General features: G+C 73.4%; 12 protein-coding genes. 3 read left to right on the top strand and 9 right to left on the bottom strand.

Translation table 11 applies throughout. The annotated features are described in order from the left end of the window. Positions 1 to 6 precede the first annotated feature (6 nt). Entirely contained in the window at positions 7 to 807 is an 801-nt protein-coding gene (locus tag FFT10_RS01395; protein WP_137730975.1) for a 2-keto-4-pentenoate hydratase, read from the top strand. Positions 808 to 819: 12 nt separating this feature from the next. Here FFT10_RS01395 and FFT10_RS01390 read toward each other — a convergent pair whose 3' ends face one another. The 5 genes from FFT10_RS01390 to FFT10_RS01370 form a co-directional block, all read right to left on the bottom strand. Beyond that, positions 820 to 2,607 (bottom strand): energy transducer TonB, encoded by a 1,788-nt coding sequence (locus FFT10_RS01390; protein WP_137730974.1) that lies wholly within the window; start codon positions 2,605 to 2,607, stop codon positions 820 to 822. Next, on the bottom strand, positions 2,604 to 4,322 hold the full coding sequence (locus FFT10_RS01385) for a cation:proton antiporter (protein WP_137730973.1): 1,719 nt from the start codon (positions 4,320 to 4,322) through the stop codon (positions 2,604 to 2,606). The genes FFT10_RS01390 and FFT10_RS01385 overlap by 4 nt, the downstream gene beginning before the upstream one ends. Next, positions 4,322 to 5,752 carry an NYN domain-containing protein gene (locus FFT10_RS01380; RefSeq protein WP_137730972.1) on the bottom strand — a complete coding sequence of 477 codons (1,431 nt, stop codon included), beginning with the start codon at positions 5,750 to 5,752 and terminating at the stop codon, positions 4,322 to 4,324. Before FFT10_RS01380 ends, FFT10_RS01385 begins: the two co-directional genes overlap by 1 nt. Beyond that, the gene (locus FFT10_RS01375) at positions 5,749 to 6,810 is read right to left on the bottom strand and encodes an AraC family transcriptional regulator (protein ID WP_137730971.1); all 1,062 of its coding nucleotides are present in this window, start codon (positions 6,808 to 6,810) and stop codon (positions 5,749 to 5,751) included. Before FFT10_RS01375 ends, FFT10_RS01380 begins: the two co-directional genes overlap by 4 nt. Positions 6,811 to 6,927: 117 nt before the next feature. After that, complete coding sequence (locus FFT10_RS01370; protein WP_162520669.1) at positions 6,928 to 7,458, bottom strand: PEP-CTERM sorting domain-containing protein; 531 nt, start codon at positions 7,456 to 7,458, stop codon at positions 6,928 to 6,930. Between the two features lie 110 nt (positions 7,459 to 7,568). Between FFT10_RS01370 and FFT10_RS01365 the strand changes: the two genes are divergently transcribed. Further along, positions 7,569 to 8,939: a TIGR03790 family protein gene (locus FFT10_RS01365; RefSeq protein ID WP_137730969.1), complete on the top strand. Its 1,371-nt coding sequence runs from the start codon at positions 7,569 to 7,571 to the stop codon at positions 8,937 to 8,939. A gap of 190 nt (positions 8,940 to 9,129) precedes the next feature. Continuing rightward, positions 9,130 to 11,265, top strand: coding sequence for a putative bifunctional diguanylate cyclase/phosphodiesterase (locus FFT10_RS01360; RefSeq protein WP_162520668.1), 2,136 nt, complete (start codon positions 9,130 to 9,132; stop codon positions 11,263 to 11,265). On the opposite strand, the gene FFT10_RS01355 is transcribed toward FFT10_RS01360, so the two are convergent. From FFT10_RS01355 to FFT10_RS01340, 4 genes are all read right to left on the bottom strand, one after another. Further along, positions 11,238 to 12,389: an MBL fold metallo-hydrolase gene (locus FFT10_RS01355; RefSeq protein WP_137730967.1), complete on the bottom strand. Its 1,152-nt coding sequence runs from the start codon at positions 12,387 to 12,389 to the stop codon at positions 11,238 to 11,240. The two genes, FFT10_RS01360 and FFT10_RS01355, sit on opposite strands and share 28 nt — an antisense overlap. A 55-nt stretch (positions 12,390 to 12,444) precedes the next feature. Next, positions 12,445 to 13,677 carry an esterase/lipase family protein gene (locus FFT10_RS01350; protein WP_228026905.1) on the bottom strand — a complete coding sequence of 411 codons (1,233 nt, stop codon included), beginning with the start codon at positions 13,675 to 13,677 and terminating at the stop codon, positions 12,445 to 12,447. Positions 13,678 to 13,869: 192 nt separating this feature from the next. Further along, positions 13,870 to 15,435 carry a methyl-accepting chemotaxis protein gene (locus FFT10_RS01345; protein ID WP_137730965.1) on the bottom strand — a complete coding sequence of 522 codons (1,566 nt, stop codon included), beginning with the start codon at positions 15,433 to 15,435 and terminating at the stop codon, positions 13,870 to 13,872. A gap of 181 nt (positions 15,436 to 15,616) precedes the next feature. Beyond that, entirely contained in the window at positions 15,617 to 16,534 is a 918-nt protein-coding gene (locus FFT10_RS01340) for an AraC family transcriptional regulator (protein WP_228026904.1), read from the bottom strand. Position 16,535 lies beyond the last annotated feature (1 nt).

Here is a 16,535-nt window from a genome sequence, read left to right as displayed (position 1 = left end):
TCCAGCATGGCGCCCGCCACCGCCGCCCAGGCCGCCGCGCTGCTGTGGCAGCACCGCCAGGCCGGCAGCAAGCTGACTGCCCTGCCCGCTGGGCTGCGGCCGGCCGATGCCGACGCCGGCCACGCGATCCAGGCGCAGCTGCCGGTGGTGGCTGGGGATGCCGTGGCCGGCTGGAAGATCGCCGCCACCAGCAGCGCCGGCCAGGTCCACATCGGCGTCGGCGGGCCGCTGGCCGGCCGGCTACTGGCGGCCACCGTGGCGGGGGACGGCGCCAGCTGGTCGCTCACCGGCAACGGCATGCGGGTGGCCGAGCCGGAGTTCGTGTTCCGGTTCGGCGCGGACCTGCCGCCACGCGGCGAGCCCTACACCGTGGATGACGTGCTGACCGCCGTGGCCGCGCTGCACACCGGCATCGAGGTGCCGGACTCCCGCTTCACCGACTTCGTCACCGCCGGTGAGGCACAGCTGCTGGCCGACGATGCCTGCGCCCACCAGTTCGTGCTGGGCCCCGCCACGGCGGCCGACTGGCGGGCGCTGGACCTGAGCCGCCATGCGGTGCAGGCCACCGTCGACCAGGCCGGTGGGCAGCAGCTGCTGCGCGAGGGCAGCGGCGCCGCGGTGCTGGGCGATCCGCGGCTGGCGCTGGCCTGGCTGGTCAACGACCTGCGCCAGCGCGGCCTGGGCCTGGCGGCTGGCCAGTTCGTCACCACCGGCACCTGCATGCCGCCGCTGGCCATCGCGCCCGGCGACCGCGTGTGGGCGGATTTCGGCCTGCTGGGCCGGGTGTCGGCCGCCTTCACCGCCTGACCGGCCGCCAGCTCAGTACAGCCGCACCGCGCCGTCGAAGTGCCAGGTGCGGCGGATCTCGACCACGTCGAACTCGCGCGCCAGTGCCGGCTGGAACGGCTGGTAGGGCGCCAGGCCCTCGACGATGCGCTGCACCGCCTGGTCCAGCTCGGGCACGCCGCTGGAGGTGACGAAGCGCACCGATTCCACCGAACCGTCGGCCCGGATGGCCACCGTCACCATCGGCTGGGTGTGCCGACGCCGCACCAGCTCGCGCAGTGGCTCGAAGTTCTGGTTCAGCTGGATGCGGCGGGCCCAGGCCTCCGCATAGTGCACCAGTTCGGTGTTGGCATCGACGCGGCCGAACAGGCGGCCACGGCGCAAGCTGCTGGCCGACGGCGGCCCGCGTGATGGCAGCGCCGTGGCGGCGGCCGCGGCATCGCGCCGGGCCGCTTCTTCGTCCAGCTGGCGCCCGATGGCGCGCAGCCGCGCCTCGCGCCGGGCCTCGGCCTCGGCGGCCGACGCGGCGCGTGCTGCTTGGGCTGCTTGGGCTGCTTGGGCTGCCTGCGCGGATTGCGCCTGTTGTACTGCTTGTGCTGCTTGTGCTGCTTGTGCAGCCTGGGCGGCCTGCGCCATGGCCGCCGCAGCGCGCGCCGTGTCCTGCGCTGCGGCCAGCCGCTCGGCCTCGATGCGGGCTGCTTCCAGCCGGGCCACCTCAGCGCGCTGCGACGCCAGGCGTTCGGCTTCCAGACGCTCGGCCTGCTGCCGTGCCGCGGCCTGGCTGGCCGCCGCGGCGCGCGCGGCGGCGGCTGTGCGTTCGGCCTCCAGGCGTGCGCGCTCTGCCTCCAGCCGCTGCCGCTCGGCCTGTTCGGCCGCCAGCCGTTCGCGGGCCTGCTGCGCGGCTGCAGCGCGCTCGCGCTCCAGCCGGCTGGCTTCGGCGCGTGCAGCGTCCTGCCGGGCCGCTTCGGCGCGCGCGGCTTCCTGGCGCGCAGCTTCCACGCGTGTCGCCTCCGCCCGCGCTGCCTCCAGGCGCGCAGCCTCGGCCCGGGCTGCCTCGACCTTCGCCGCTTCCACCCTGGCGGCTTCGGCACGCGCCGCTTCTTCGCGCGCGGCCTCCAGTGCAGCCTCGCGTGCGGCCTGGCGCGCCTGCGCCTCCGCGGCCGCGCGGGCCTCGGCGGCCGCCAGGGCCTGCGCCGCGGTGTCGGCGGCCGGCGCTGCCGATGCCGCCAAGGTCGGCGCCGAGGCGGCCACCACCGGCAGTGCGGGCAGGTCGTCCCGCGGCGGAGGCATCGCGATCACCACCGGCGCGGGTTCCGCTGCCGGTGTGGCCGGTGGGGCTGTGGCGGGTTCGGCCGGCAGTTCCACCACCGCCATGGCGGGTGGCGGTGCGGCCGGCGCGGTCTGCGGTGTCCCGGCGGCCTCGGGCGGTGGCGCGGCGGCTGTGGCGGTCGCGACAGGCTCCGGCGTCTCGGGCGTGGCGGCCGCTGGGGCCGCCTCGGGTGGCGGCGTCGGCGTGACCTCCGGGATGAACACCGGGACGGGCGCCGGGATCGTCCCGACGGCCCGGTCCGCGGCCACCGGCCCTGTCGGGTCGGCCGCAGCGGCCGGTGCCGGCCGCAGCGCCACCCGCAGGTCCGGCAGTTCGCCCCGGCGCTCCTGCCAGGGCAGGCTGAAGCCCGGCAGGCCGGTGCCGTCGCCGTCCACCACCAGGCCCAGCAGCAGCCCATGCAGCAGCAGCGACACGACCAGCGCGCCATTCAGCCGCCGGTCGCTGACGTGCCACGCCGTCTGCACTGCCAACCCCAGGCGCTGCAGGCTCAAGCCGCGGCCTCCGCGTCCGCCGCCGGCCGGTTGAAGCGGGCCAGCACATGGCCGGCCATGCCCTTGGCGAGCTCATCCTCGCCGAAGAACACCGTGCCCGGGATCGCCTGCCGCAGCAGGTCGCATTCGGCATCGCTGTGGGCCCGCAGCACCACCTCGATGGCGGGGTTCAGCGTGCGGGCGGTGTCCACCATCTGGCGCAGGCCCAGGCTGTCGCCGGTGGCCACCACCAGCAGCGCAGCATGGGCGATGTGGGCCTGCACCAGCACCGTGGGGTCGGTCGCGTCGCCGCTGACGGCGGCCTGCCCGCTGCGGCGCAGACTGTCCACCAGCTCGCGGTTCTGGTCGACCACCACATGCGGGATGCCGCGCCGCTGCAGCGCCCGCGCGATGCGTGCGCCCACCCGGCCATGGCCCACCAGCACCACCTGGCCCTGCAGGTACTGCCGGCCGGTGTCCATCGGCAGCGCGGCCAACGGGTCGTCGCGCTGCTCCAGCCGGCGCGCGGCCGCCGAATGCCGCAGCACCCATCGGCTGAACGGTGCCACCGCGGTGAACACCAGCGGGTTGATGGCGATCGAGATCAGGGCGCCGGCCAGCACCAGGCTCATGCCCTCCGGCGGCAGCAGCCCCAGCGCCAGGCCCATGCCGGCCAGGATGAAGGAGAACTCGCCGATCTGGCCCAGGCTGGCGGCCACCGTCAGCGCGGTGTTCAGCGGGTAGCGCAGCAGCAGCACCAGGCCGGCCGCGGCCAGGCTCTTGCCCACCACGACGATGGCCACCACCGCCAGCACCCGCAGCGGCGCATCGACCAGCACCACCGGCTCGAACAGCATGCCCACCGAGACGAAGAACAGCACCGCGAAGGCATCGCGCAGCGGCAGCGACTCCTCGGCCGCCCGCTGGCTGTAGGCCGATTCCCGCATCACCATGCCGGCGAAGAAGGCGCCCAGCGCGAACGAGACGCCGAACAGCGCCGATGCACCGTAGGCGATGCCGATTGCCGCGGCCACCACGCCCAGCGTGAACAGCTCGCGCGAGCCGGTGCGTGCCACCTGCCACAGCAGCCAGGGCAGCACCCGGCGGCCGGCCACCAGCATGATGGCCACGAAGGCGCCCACCTGCAGCAGCGTCTGGGCGATGGTGCGCCACAGTGGGTGGCCCTCGGGGTTGGCCACGGCGGTGCCGCCCAGCACGCCGGCCAGCGGCGGCAGCAGCACCAGCATCACCACCGTGGCCAGGTCTTCCACCACCAGCCAGCCCACGGCGATGCGGCCATTCATCGTCTCCAGCAGGCGGCGGCTCTCCAGTGCCTTGAGCAGCACCACGGTGCTGGCACACGACAGCGACAGCCCGAACACCAGCCCCGCGCCGCCGCCCCAGCCCCAGGCCCAGGCCAGCGCCATGCCCAGGCCGGTGGCGATGCCCATCTGCACCACCGCCCCGGGCACGGCGATGCGCTTGACCGCCATCAGGTCGGCCAGCGAGAAGTGCAGGCCGACGCCGAACATCAGCAGCATCACGCCGATCTCGGCCAGCTGCGAGGCGATGTCGATGTCGGCCACGAAACCCGGCGTGGCCGGGCCGATGGCGATGCCGGCCAGCAGATAGCCCACCAGAGCGGGCACCCGCAGCCGCTCGGCCAGCACGCCGAAGACCAGCGCCAGGCCGAAGCCGGCGGCCACGGTGGTGATCAGCGTGAGTTCGTGGTCCATCAGCCGTCAGCCGCCATCCACTGCCGCAGCAGGGCGAGGCCGTCGGGCGGCAGCGGCAGCTGTTCACGCTGGCACAGGAACAGCATCTGGTTGGTCAGCCGCTGGGCCAGCGTGGCCACATCGTCCAGCCCGCGGCCGAAGACATGGCCATTGAGCTGCATGCCGCGCAGCAGGAAGACCACGTCGCGCAGCGACACGTCGATGGCCGGCGTGCGCGCCAGGCAGGCGCTGCGCACCCGGCGGGCGGTCTCGGTGGGCTCGTAGGGCCGCTGGGCCAGGTCGGCGCACAGGGCATCCAGCACCGCGCGCACCACCGGCGGCGGCAGCAGCGGCGCGCCGGTGAGCTGGCTGATCTCGCGCGCCAGCGGCAGCAGCAGCGCATGCCCGGCCCACGCAGGGTCGGCCGGCGCAGCGGCATCAGGCCCGTCGGCCAGCGCGGCGGGCACGGTGTCGGCCGTGTCGGCCACGGTGTCGGCCGCGTCATGGGGACCAGGCGGCGCGGCCAGGGCCTCGGCAGCCGGTGCCTCGGCTTCGGCCGGTGCGGCCAGGCCGCTGGCATGGCGGTCGGGGTCGGCAATGCGCCCGCCCGAGCCGCTGAGCCACACCAGCCGGTCCAGCCCCAGCGAGCGGAAGAAGGGCTTGAACAGGCCATGGCCGTTCCAGTTGTCCAGCGCCGGGCCGTGGACCTGGCGCAGCCGCAGCGCCAGCGGCCCGGCCGGCACCGGGTGTGCCGACTGCGCCACCGCCGCCTCGATGCGCCGGGCGATGTCGGCCAGCTGCGCCGGCGCCAGCGGTGGCGGCGGTGGTGCCGCGGGCTCGGCCGGCGCCGCGGCATGGGCCACGGCGGCCTGCGGCGTGCCGGGCGTGGGTGCGGTCTCGGTGTGCTCGCCGTGGTCCGCACCCTCGGCGGCCAGACCCAGGGCCTGCTCGATGAACTGCCGCTCGTCGATCAGCAGGTCGGCGCTGGCCTGGTAGGCCGCCGACGGGAAGCCGATGGCCAGCACCGAGGTGCGGCGGTCGTAGCGGCGCAGCTTGCGCAGCACCGGGGTGAAGTCGGCATCGGCCGACAGCACGATGAACTCGTCGTAGCGGGTCTCGTGCTGCAGCAGCTCGATGATGTCGAGCACCATGTGGATGTCGGTGCTGGTCTTGCCCTGGCTGGTCACCGGCGGGCAGTCGACGATCTCGAACCCCGCACGCAGGAAGGCATGGCGGTACTGCTGGTACCAGTTGGGGTTGAGGTAGCAGCGGCGCACCAGCACCCGCCGCCGCGCGGCGGGGTCGGCATGGCCGTCGGGGATCTCCAGCCGCTCGGCCAGCCAGCGCATCCATTCCACCGGCTGGCGGGCAAAGCGTTCGGCGGCAGCCGGCTGCAGCGCCCGCAGCTGGGTGAAGACATTGTCGAAGTCGACGAACAGGGCGCTTTTCATGGGGATCCGGTGGTGGCGGGGGCAGGCGGTGGCGGGCTGCCGGGCGAGGGGGCGGCGGCGGCCATGCGGGTCAGGCGGTACTCACCGGGCGCCACGCCGGTCCATTTCTTGAAAGCGCGGTGGAAGGTGCTGGCCTCGGAGAAGCCCAGCCGCTGGGCGATCTCGGGCAGCGTCAGCTCGGGCCGGGCCAGGTGGGCGATGGCGGCGTCGCGGCGCAGCGCGTCCTTCAGCGCCTGGAAGCCGTGGCCCTCCTCGCGCAGCCGGCGTCGCAGGGTCTGCGGCGACACGGCGATCGCCTCGCCCACCGCTTCCAGCGACAGGTCGGCGGCATCCAGCCGGCGGTGCAGCAGCCGGCGGATGCGCTCGGACAGGCTGGCCGCGTCGCGGTACTTGATCAGCAGGTTGGCGGGCGACCCGGCCAGGAACTCCCGCAGGCTCTGCGGGTTCTGCACCACCGGCAGCTCCAGCCAGCGGGATTCGAAATGCAGGCCGACATGGGCCTGGTCGGGTCGGATCGGTGCCTGGTAGACACGCGAGCTGTCGCTGCGCGGCGCTGTCTCGGTGTAGTCGACCCGCAGCACCGGCACCCGGCGCGCCACCAACCAGCAGGCCAGGCCGAAGGCGAACAGCAGAAAGGCCTTCTGCGCATAGTCCAGCCGCGGGTTCCAGGGCAGGCGGCGCAGCAGCTGCACCCGGGCGGTGTCGCCCTGCACCACCAGCCGCGGCACGAAGTCGGCCAGCAGGCCGTGGTAGCGGCGAAAACCCAGGCGCAGCGCCTCGTCCAGCGTCTGGCAGCGCACCAGCTGGCTGGCGCAGTGGCCGAAGCTGCCCACCGGCAGCGGCTGGCTGCACAGGCCCCACAGCTCGTCACGCAGCTGGCGGCGCAGCACCCGGATCAGCAGCGCGTACTGCGCCTGCGAGACGCGGGCCAGCGGCGACTCCAGCAGCGCCGGAGGAATGCCCGCGCGCTGCAGCAGCGGCGCAACCGGCCGGCCCTGGTGGCGTGCGCCCTGCAGGATCAGGCGCACCTGCTGGATGGCGACGGTGTGCTGGGTCATGGCCCAGCGGGCCGCAGGTGCGGCGGTGATCGGCAGAGTTGCGGTGTGGCCATGCCCGGATCGTACGATCCGCGGCGACACCGCTGCGGCGCAGCCTGCGCTGCGCGGGCTGCGGCCTCAGGCGCGCTGGCGCCGGCGCACCTGGCGCACGGCCGTCACGCCAGCCAGGCCGGCCAGCATCAGCGCCCAGCTGGCCGCCTCCGGCACGGCCGTCACCGACGCCGTCACGAAGCCACTGTTGTTGAACGAATCCGTGTCCAGAAAGGCCAGGTAGAGGGTGCCGGCGCTGGCTGCCACGCCGCTGTAGCTGGTGCCCACCTTGAACCAGGTGTTGTCGGCCAAGGCGTCAGCGCCGATCTTGCCGATGAGCGAGAAGTAGTTGATGCCCGTGATCGGGTCGTTGCCGTAGCAGGTGGTGCCATTGGCATCGAAGATCCCGCAGCCGCCGCCATCCCACAGGCCGGTGGCTGAGATGGCCAGCGCGTCGCCGAGGTTCAGCGTGATCCCGGTGTTCAGCGGCACGGCATCGCGCGCGGTCGTCGCCAGGCTGTTGGCGTTTGCCTTGACCTCGAAGGTCTGCGTGCCGGCCTGCACCGCCATCGAGACGGACGACAAGACGGCACCGGCCACCAGCCACCGCCCAAACATCTTCACCATCATGCACTCCCACACTTTACCTCGTGACAGTATTCGCGGGTCGGGGCTGTGCCGGTATCCCGCGTCCCGGGGGCTGGTGGTGCGCGGTGTACAACCAGGGCATGCCCCCTGTTGCCGCCTGCCGCCGCCGCACCGCGCGTGACCGTCCCTGGTGGTCGGCGCTGGCCGCCGCGCTGCTGGGCACCCTGTCGCCGGTCGCGGACGCGGCAGGCACGGCGCTGCTGACACTGACCCTGCCACGCGCCAGCCTGCAGGCCGTCGACCTGGCGGTGCTGGTGGCCGAGGGCGATGCGCTGAGCGAGGCCGTGGCCCTGGCCTACCAGCAGGCGCGCGGCATCCCGGCGGCCAACATCATCCGCGTGCCGGTGCCCACCGGCAGCGACAGCATCAGCGACAGCGACTTCGCCACGCTGAAGACCGCCATCGACGCCCAGATGCCCGCCGGCGTGCAGGCCAGCCTGGTCACCTGGACCCAGCCTTCCAGGGTGCAGGGCGCCGGCTGCGCCATGGGCATCACCAGCGCCCTGGCCTTCGGCTACAACCCGGTGCTGTGCGGTGGCTGCGCACGCACCCAGGCCTCGGCTTATTTCGACACCGACACCACCCGGCCCTGGACCGACCTGCGCCTGCGCCCGGCCATGATGCTGGGCGCGGCCACGCTGGAACAGGCCCAGGCGCTGATCGCGCGCGGCCTGGCCGCCGAGGGCAGCGTGCCCACCGGCACCGGCTGGCTGGTGCGCACCGCCGATGCCGCCCGCAGCGTGCGCTGGACCGACTACCCTGCCCTGCCAAGCCAGTGGTCCGCCGTGCCGGGCCTGTCCCTGCGCTACCTGGACGCCAGCGCCGCCACCAGCCCGCAGGAGGTGACCGGCCAGGCCGACCTGCTGTTCTACTTCACCGGTGCGGCGCGGCTGGCGCAGCTGGCGAGCAACCGCTTCCTGCCCGGGGCGGTGGCCGACCACCTCACCTCCTTCGGCGGCTTCCTGCCCGGCGGCAAGGGCCAGATGACCGCCACCGCCTGGCTGGCTGCCGGCGCCACCGCCAGCTACGGCACGGTGGAGGAGCCCTGCAACCACCCGGACAAGTTCCCCCGCGCCTCGGTGCTGATCGAGCACTACCTGCGCGGCGCCACCGTGCTGGAGGCCTACTGGAAGTCCGTGGCCTGGCCGGGCCAGGGCCTGTTCGTCGGCGATCCGCTGGCCCGGCCCTGGGCCCACACGCCCGCCGCCACGGTCGAGGGTGATGTGCTGGTCGTGCGCACCCGGTCGCTGCGCCGGCTCACCACCTACCAGGTGCAGCTGCAGCCGGCCGGCAGCAGCCAGTGGCGCCTGCTCGACAGCCTGTCGGCCGGCCAGCCGCGGCCGGTGGTCTGGCGGATTCCGCTGCCGGCCGATGCCGCCGGTGGCCGCCTGCGCTGGCTGGGCCCGTGCCCGCTGCGTCCGGTCGACCGCTGCGTGCTGGCCGAAGGCTGAGGGATGATCAGCGGGCACGTGCAGTGCGTTTCTGCACGCACCTCCCCGCAGTCCGTTGCATGGTGCTCAAGCCTGCAAGCCTGGGGCCGACATGCCGGACAGAGCCCGCCCGCCGGCCCCCCCAACCGCTGTCTCCGCCGCCCCACGCCCCTGCATGCTGAGCGCTGATTCCTCCCCGCACGGCGACACCGTGGCCGCCACCGCACGGCTGCTGATCGTCGACGACGACGAGGTGATGCGGGCCATGGCCACGCACACCCTGCGCCAGGCCGGTTTCGACGTGGCCGAGGCCGATGACGGCGGCACTGCGCTGGCCATGCTGGCCGCTGGCGGCATCGACCTGGTGCTGCTCGATCTGGTGATGCCCGGCCTCGACGGCTACGAGGTCTGCCGCCGCATCCGCGCCCTGCCCCAGGGGGCGCTGCTGCCGGTGCTGGTGCTGACCGGCCTGAACGACACCGTGTCGATCGACGCCGCCTACGAGGCCGGCGCCAGCGACTTCATCGCCAAGCCCATCCACTGGACGCTGCTGTCGCACCGGGTGCGCTATGCACTGCGTGCCAGCGCCGCCATCACCAGCGCGCAGCGCACCCGCGAGCGGCTGGAGCGGGCGCAGCAGATCGCCCACATGGGCCACTGGGAGCTGGTGGTGGCCAACCAGCAGTTCCACTGCTCGCCCGGGCTGGCCCAGGTGTATGCGGCGCCGCCGGAGGCGGTGGCCACGGCCACCGCGCGCAGCTTCGCCGGCCGTGTCTGCCCGGGCGACCGGCAGCGCGTGCTGTCGGCCCGCAAGGCCGCGGCCCTGGGTGGCCAGCCCTACCAGATGAGCTTCGAGGTGCAGCGCTTCGACGGCGCGGTGCGCACCGTCTTCGAGCAGGTGGTGGTGCTGCGCGATGCCAGCGGCGCGCCCGAGCGGCTGGAAGGCATCACCCAGGACATCACCGACCGCATCGAGGCCGAGCGCCGCATCACCCAGCTGGCGCACTTCGACAGCCTGACCGGCCTGCCCAACGGCCGCTTCTTCCGCGAACTGTGCACCCCGGCGCTGGAGCGCTCGGCCCGGCTGCACCGCAGCTGCGCACTGCTGCAACTGGACATCGACCGCTTCAAGGCGGTGAACGATGCCGTCGGCCATGCCGAGGGCGATGCGGTGCTGCGCCAGGTGGCCGAGCGGCTGATGGCCTCGATCCGCGCCAGCGACCTGGTGGTCAGCAGCCGCTCGCTGCGTGAATCGGTGGTGGCCCGGGTCGGCGCCAACAGTTTCAACCTGCTGCTGGTCGATGTCGACCAGGCACAGGCCGCCACCAGCGTGGCCGAGCGGGTGTTGCGGACGCTGTCGGCGCCCATCCTGCTGGACGGCCGCGAGCTGGTGCTGACTGCCAGCCTGGGCATCGCGCTGTTCCCGCGCGACGCCACCGATGCCGATGGCCTGGTGCGCTGCGCCGAGCAGGCGCTGTACAGCGCCAAGGCCGCCGGCCGCGGCCAGCACCGCTTCTTCGACGAGGCGATGAACCAGGCCGCCAGCGCCCGCCTGGCGCGCGAGAGCGACCTGCGCCATGCCATCGGCCATGGCCAGCTGCGGCTGCACTACCAGCCCAAGGTCGACGCGGCCACCGGCGCCACCAGCGGGGTCGAGGCGCTGGTGCGCTGGCAGCATCCGGTGCAGGGACTGGTACCCCCGGTGCAGTTCATCCCGCTGGCCGAAGAGTGCGGTCTGATCAAGCCGCTCACCGACTGGGTGCTGGAGGCCGCCTGCCACGACAGCCGCCAGCGCCTGGACGCCGGCCTGCCGCTGCTGCCGGTGGCGGTGAACCTGGCCGCGCCCAGCTTTGCCGACCCCGGCCTGCCCGACCAGCTGCTGGCGGTGCTGGCGCGCCACCAGCTGCCGCCCGGCAGCCTGGTGCTGGAGGTGACCGAATCGCTGCTGATGACCGATGTCGACCGCGCGGTGAAGCGCCTGGGTGCGCTGCGGGCCCAGGGCTTCGCGATCGCGCTGGACGACTTCGGCACCGGCTACTCATCGCTGAACTACCTGAACCGCTTTCCGCTGGACGAGCTGAAGATCGACCGCAGCTTCATCACCGACGTGGCCCTGGGCGGCCGTCACAGCGCGATCGCCGCGTCGGTCATCGCGCTGGGGCGCGAGTTCGGCCTGCGGGTGGTGGCCGAAGGTGTGGAGACCGCCGCGCAGGCAGAAGCGCTGCTGCGCCTGGGCTGCCGCCAGCAGCAGGGCTGGCTGCATGCCCGGCCGATGCCGGCCGAGGCGCTGGTGCAGCGGCTGCGCGCCGAGGCGGCGGCTCAGCCGCCCGCCGTGACCGCCCTGTAGCGCCGCACGCCGTCGGCGCCCAGCTCGGCCACCGCCTCGCCGCGGGCCACCAGGTGGTTGATGTGGGCCAGGCTCTCGCCGGTGGCCATGCCCAGCAGCTCGCCCTTGCTGTCGATCGGCCGGGCGAACAGCGCGCCGAACACGTCGATGGCGCGCTTGGGCGCATCGGCCAGGCTGCGGCGCAGGCGGGTCAGGCCGCGCTGGTGGCCGGCGGACAGCCGGTCCAGCCGGGCATGCAGGCCGCGGAACGGCTCGCCATGGGCCGGCAGCACCAGCAGCTGGTCGCCCAGCGTGGCGCGCAGGTGGGTCAGCGAGGCGATCCAGTCGCCCAACGGGTCGGCATCCGGCTCGGTCGGGAAGACGCTGACGTTCGACGAGATCTTCGGCAGCACCTGGTCGCCCGAGACCAGCACACCGAGGTCGTCGCAGACCAGGCAGGCATGTTCCGGCGAGTGGCCGCGGCCGACGATCACCCGCCAGGTGTGCTTGCCGATGCGGAGTTGCTCGTTGTCAGAGATGCGGCGGAAGCTGTCGGGCAGTGCATGCAGGTAGCGGCTGAAGCCGCCGAAGCGGGCGCGGTAGACATCCAGCGCCTCCTCGGGCCAGCCGGTCTGGCGGTAGAAGCGGATCGCGTCGTCGGGTGCCTCGCGGCCGGTGTCGGCGGCCAGGGTGCGGCAGGTCAGGTACTCCAGCCGCGTCATCCACAGCCGGCACTGGGCCTTGCGCGTCAGCCAGCCGGCCATGCCGACATGGTCGGGGTGCATGTGGGTGCAGAAGATGCGGGTGATGCGTGCGCCCTGGGCCGTGGCCGCCAGCGGGCCGTCGTCGGCGATCAGTTGGCGCCAGGCGGCCAGCACATCGGGCGTCTTCGTGCCGGTGTCGACGATGGCCCAGCCGGGCCCTTGTTCATCTTCGTCGGCAATCGCCCACAGGTTGATGTGGTTCAGCGCGAACGGCAGCGGCATGCGCAGCCACAGCACGCCGGGCGCCACTTCCTTGACCGCGCCGGGGGCCGGTGGCTCACCGCAGGGGTAGACCAGGGCGGAGGCAGGAAGCCCGGCACCGTCGGCGGCATCGGGGGTGGCGCCATCCGGGCGGCCGTCGGAGGTGGGGGCATCGGACATGCCGCCGATTGTGCCGGCGGGCGCTGCGCGCCCGTGTCACGTCGGCAGCGGTGGCTCAGCCCATCCAGGACAGGAGCTTGCGGTAGACCAGCGGGTCGCTCAGCAGATCGAGGTGGTGGATGCCATGGCCCACCCAGGTGTGGCCGGCCGGCAGGCCCAGCCGCATGGCCGGGCGGCGGTGGTGGCCCAGGGCGCTGTCCACCGTCACCAGGCCGTCGCTGACCAGCGAGCCGCGCTGGCCCGGGCCGCCCACCGTGCTGGCGATGGCCCAGGCCTGCACACCGGCCGGCAGCGGCACCGGCGTGCGGTGGTCGGCGCTGTCGTAGCGGTTGTGGCCCTGCCAGTCGGCATCGAGCAGGTTGCCGTGGCGCAGGTCGGTGATGCCCTGGCTGCGCAGCCGCGACAGCCGGGTGAACGGCGCCACGTAGGGGCTCAGGTCCATCACCCGGTGCAGCCAGTTGCCGGCCCGCTCCAGCGGCGCGCCATTGTGCGGCGTGCCCAGGAACACCAGCGATTGCAGCCGCGCCGGCCAGGTGTGGCCGGCCGCGGCCGCCTGCGCCAGCGCGCTGCGGGCCACCAGGCCGCCCATGCTGTGGCCCACGATGTCCAGCCGGGTCAGCGGCGTGGGCCAGCGTTGCAGCAGCGACTCCAGCGCCTGCGACAAGGCCCTGCCGTTCTGGCTGATGTGCAGGCCGCTGTTGTAGAAGGCGTAGACCGGCGCGGCGCCCAGCGCCGGCGCCAGGGCCTGGCCATGGTCATGGCCGTTGCGGCACCAGCCCCCGTCGCTCATGCACAGGCCGTGCACCAGCAGCAGCACCCGGCCCGGGGCCTGCGGCCCCAGCGTGGCGGCATCCAGCGGCTGGCCGCCCTGGCGCAGCTGGAACGGCAGCGCCAGCGGGTTGCCGCTGCGCAGCAGGTGGTCGCCCAGCACGCCGTTGAGCGCCGCCACCAGGGCATCGCGCCGGGGCGACGGCGTGGCTGGCACGGCCAGCGCCCGGTCGAACGGGGCCAGCAGGCCGTCGAGCCCGTCGCCCACCAGGCGGGTGGTGCCCTGGATGCTGCGGTAGACCAGCCCGGTGAGTCCGCGGGTGGGTGGCAGGTCGTCCTGGGCGGCCGGACCGCCCAGGTCGGCGTCGAGCCAGTCGCGCCGGCGCAGCGGCGGCGCCAGGCGCTGCACCTGGCCGTGCAGCGCCTCGACCAGGCCGGTGACATGGCGGGTGCCGTCGACCAGCAGGCGCAGGCCGCCCCGGGCATCGGCCACGGGGCTGGTGGTGGGGTATCGGCGCAAGGGCGGTCTCCAGAGCGGGCCGGTGGAGCCGGCATGGCAGCACCGGGGCCCGCGTGCCGCCATTGAGGCGCAGCGTCGGGCTGCCGGGTCTGCGTCAGATCAACGCCCTGCCCTGCAGCGCCCGCGCATTGGAGCATGCGTGCACTGCATCAAATGGGGAGCCGCCCCCAGACCACCGCGGCCAGGAGGCACTCAGCGGGTCCGGGAATTGAACACGCCGATGGCCTCGGCCAGGCGCTCGGCCTGGTCTTGCAGCCGGGCGGCGGACTGGGTGCTGTCCTGCACCAGGCCGGCATTGCGGCGGGTGGCGTCGTCGAGCTGGCTGACGGCGGTGTTGACCTGGTCGATGCCCTGGATCTGCTCGGCCGAGGCCTGGCTGATGTGGTCGATCAGCTGGGTGACCTGGCTCACCTTGTTGACGATGTCGCCCATCGCGCGGCCGGCGTCGTCGACCAGGCTGCTGCCGGCCTCCACCGTCTGCACGCTGGCCTGGATCAGCTGCTTGATCTCGCGGGCCGCATCGGCCGAGCGGCGGGCCAGGCTGCGCACCTCGCTGGCCACCACCGCGAAGCCGCGGCCCTGCTCGCCGGCGCGGGCGGCTTCCACCGCCGCGTTCAGCGCCAGGATGTTGGTCTGGAAGGCGATGCCGTCGATGGTGCCGATGATGTCGGCGATGCGGCGCGAGCTGGCACTGATCTCCGACATGGTGCCCACCACCCGGCCCACCACGTCGCCCCCGCGGCTGGCGGCTGCGCTGGCCTCGCCGGCCAGGCTGGTGGCGGTCTGGGCGGTCTCGGTGTTGGTGCGCACCGTGGCCGTCATCTCTGCCATCGACGAGGCGGTCTGCTGCAGCTGCGATGCGGCCTGGTCGGTGCGCTGGCTCAGGTCGCTGTTGCCGCTGGCGATGGTGTCGCTGGCCTGGCGCACGCCGCTGACCTGCTGGGCCACGTCGTCGACCAGCGACTTCAGGTTCAGCCCCGACTGGTTGACCGCCCGCATCAGCATGCCGATCTCGTCGACGCGGTCGAAGTGCAGGTTCTGCCCGGCCTGGCCGGCGGCCACGCTCTGCGCCTGCGCCAGCACCTGCTTGAGCGGTTGCACGATCTGCGCCTGCAGCAGCCAGTAGGCCAGCAGCGTGGCCACCGCCAGCACGCCGCCCAGTGCGGCCAGGCCACCGAAGCCGTCGCCGTCCAGGCCCAGCCAGTGGGCCGTGGCCAGCGCCAGCACCGCATTCACCACCAGCGGCAGGGCCAGGCGCCAGGTGATCGGCAGGGTCTGTCCGACCGAGCGCCAGGCCATCAGGCCCTTGTGCACCACCAGGCCGCGGTGGAAGGCGCGGCTGCCGGCGCGGCCTTCGCGGAAGTCGCGGTACAGGGTCTCGGCTTCCTGCACCTCCAGCGGGCAGGGCTTGGTGCGCACCGACATGTAGCCCACCACGCTGCCACCACGCACCACCGGCGTGGCATTGGCACGCACCCAGTAATGGTCGCCGTCCTTGCGGCGGTTCTTCACCAGCGCCGTCCAGGACTGGCCGGACTTCAGCGTCTCCCACATGTCGGCGAAGGCCTCGCGCGGCATGTCGGGGTGGCGCACCATGTTGTGCGGGCTGCCCAGGATCTCGTCACGCTCGAAGCCACTGACCTGGATGAAGGCTTCGTTCGCGTAGGTGATGTGGCTGCTGGTGTCGGTGCTCGACATCAGCGTGGCATCGGCGGGGAAGTCGAATTCGCGTTGGGTGACGGGCAGGTTCTGACGCATGGGGGCATCCAGATGGTGGGTGGAGAGACCCAGCGGATGTCGGCGCCGGCGGTCATGGCTTGATGCCCGACCAACTTGGTCAGCTAAATGCACCGATCCGGCGTGGCGGATTGCGCAGACAACCCCGCTTCGGCTGTCTCCGGTTTGTGCTGGATCAACCCGCCGGCCTGGCCGGCCGCTGTCAGCGCCAGGCTTCGGCGCGCGCGGCGGCCCGGGCGGCCGGGCTGTCGCCCAGCACGGTGAGCTGGCGCGAGCCGGCGAACAGGTCACGTGGCTTCAGGCCGTAGACCTGACGGATGCTGTGGCTGAAGTGGGTGGAATCGGGGTAGCCGGTGTCCAGCGCCACATGCACCAGGTTGGTGTCGCGGGTGACATGGTGCAGCAGGCTGCGCGCGCGCTTCCAGGTGCGCAGGCTGCGGAACGGCGTGCCCACCTCGGCCTTGAACAGGTGCAGGAAGCGGGAGAACGACAACCCCACCCGGGCGGCGCAGTCCTGGGCGGTGGTCAGCTGGGCCGGGTCGTCGCGCATGCTGTCGAGCACCTGGGCGATGCGGGCATCGATCTGCCGCGGCGCCAGCGGCTGGCCGAACAGCGCCTGGTCGAAGCAGGCGGTCTGCCAGGCCACCTGGCGGCCCTGGGTGCGCAGCCAGGTGTGGGCGGCGCGCACCCGCTGCAGCATCGGCAGCGCATCGGGGTGGCTGGCCGGCACCGGGCCGGGATGCAGGCGCACCCAGGCCGGCAAGGCGGTTTCGTCGACCGTTTCGGGCTCGATGGTGATGCTGCAGATCAGCCGCTCGTCGCAGGCCACGCGGTGCGGCACCCAGGGCGGCACCACGGCCAGCTGGGCCGCCTGCCAGGGAGCGTCGGCGGCGGTGATGCCGGCGTCGGCCTCTTCCAGTGCGATGCGCAGCGGCGCGCCCAGCGACGCATAGACCAGCCAGCCGCCCATGGTGCGGGTGCTCACCGCGCCCAGCAAGCCGGCGTAGAACACCCGGTCGTTGTTCAACCACATCACGCGGTTGCGGCGGTCGGACAGCGGCAGGTCATCGGCCGGCGGCCGGATGCGGATGCCTTGGAGCGTGTGCAGGGCTGCTGGCATG

Origin of the sequence: Pseudaquabacterium pictum, from assembly GCF_005403045.1 — a bacterium.
In the GTDB taxonomy this organism is placed as follows: Bacteria; Pseudomonadota; Gammaproteobacteria; order Burkholderiales; family Burkholderiaceae_C; genus Pseudaquabacterium; species Pseudaquabacterium pictum.
The sequence above is the reverse complement of the archived record's forward strand: the minus strand, read 5'-3'. Positions and strand labels throughout refer to the sequence as shown.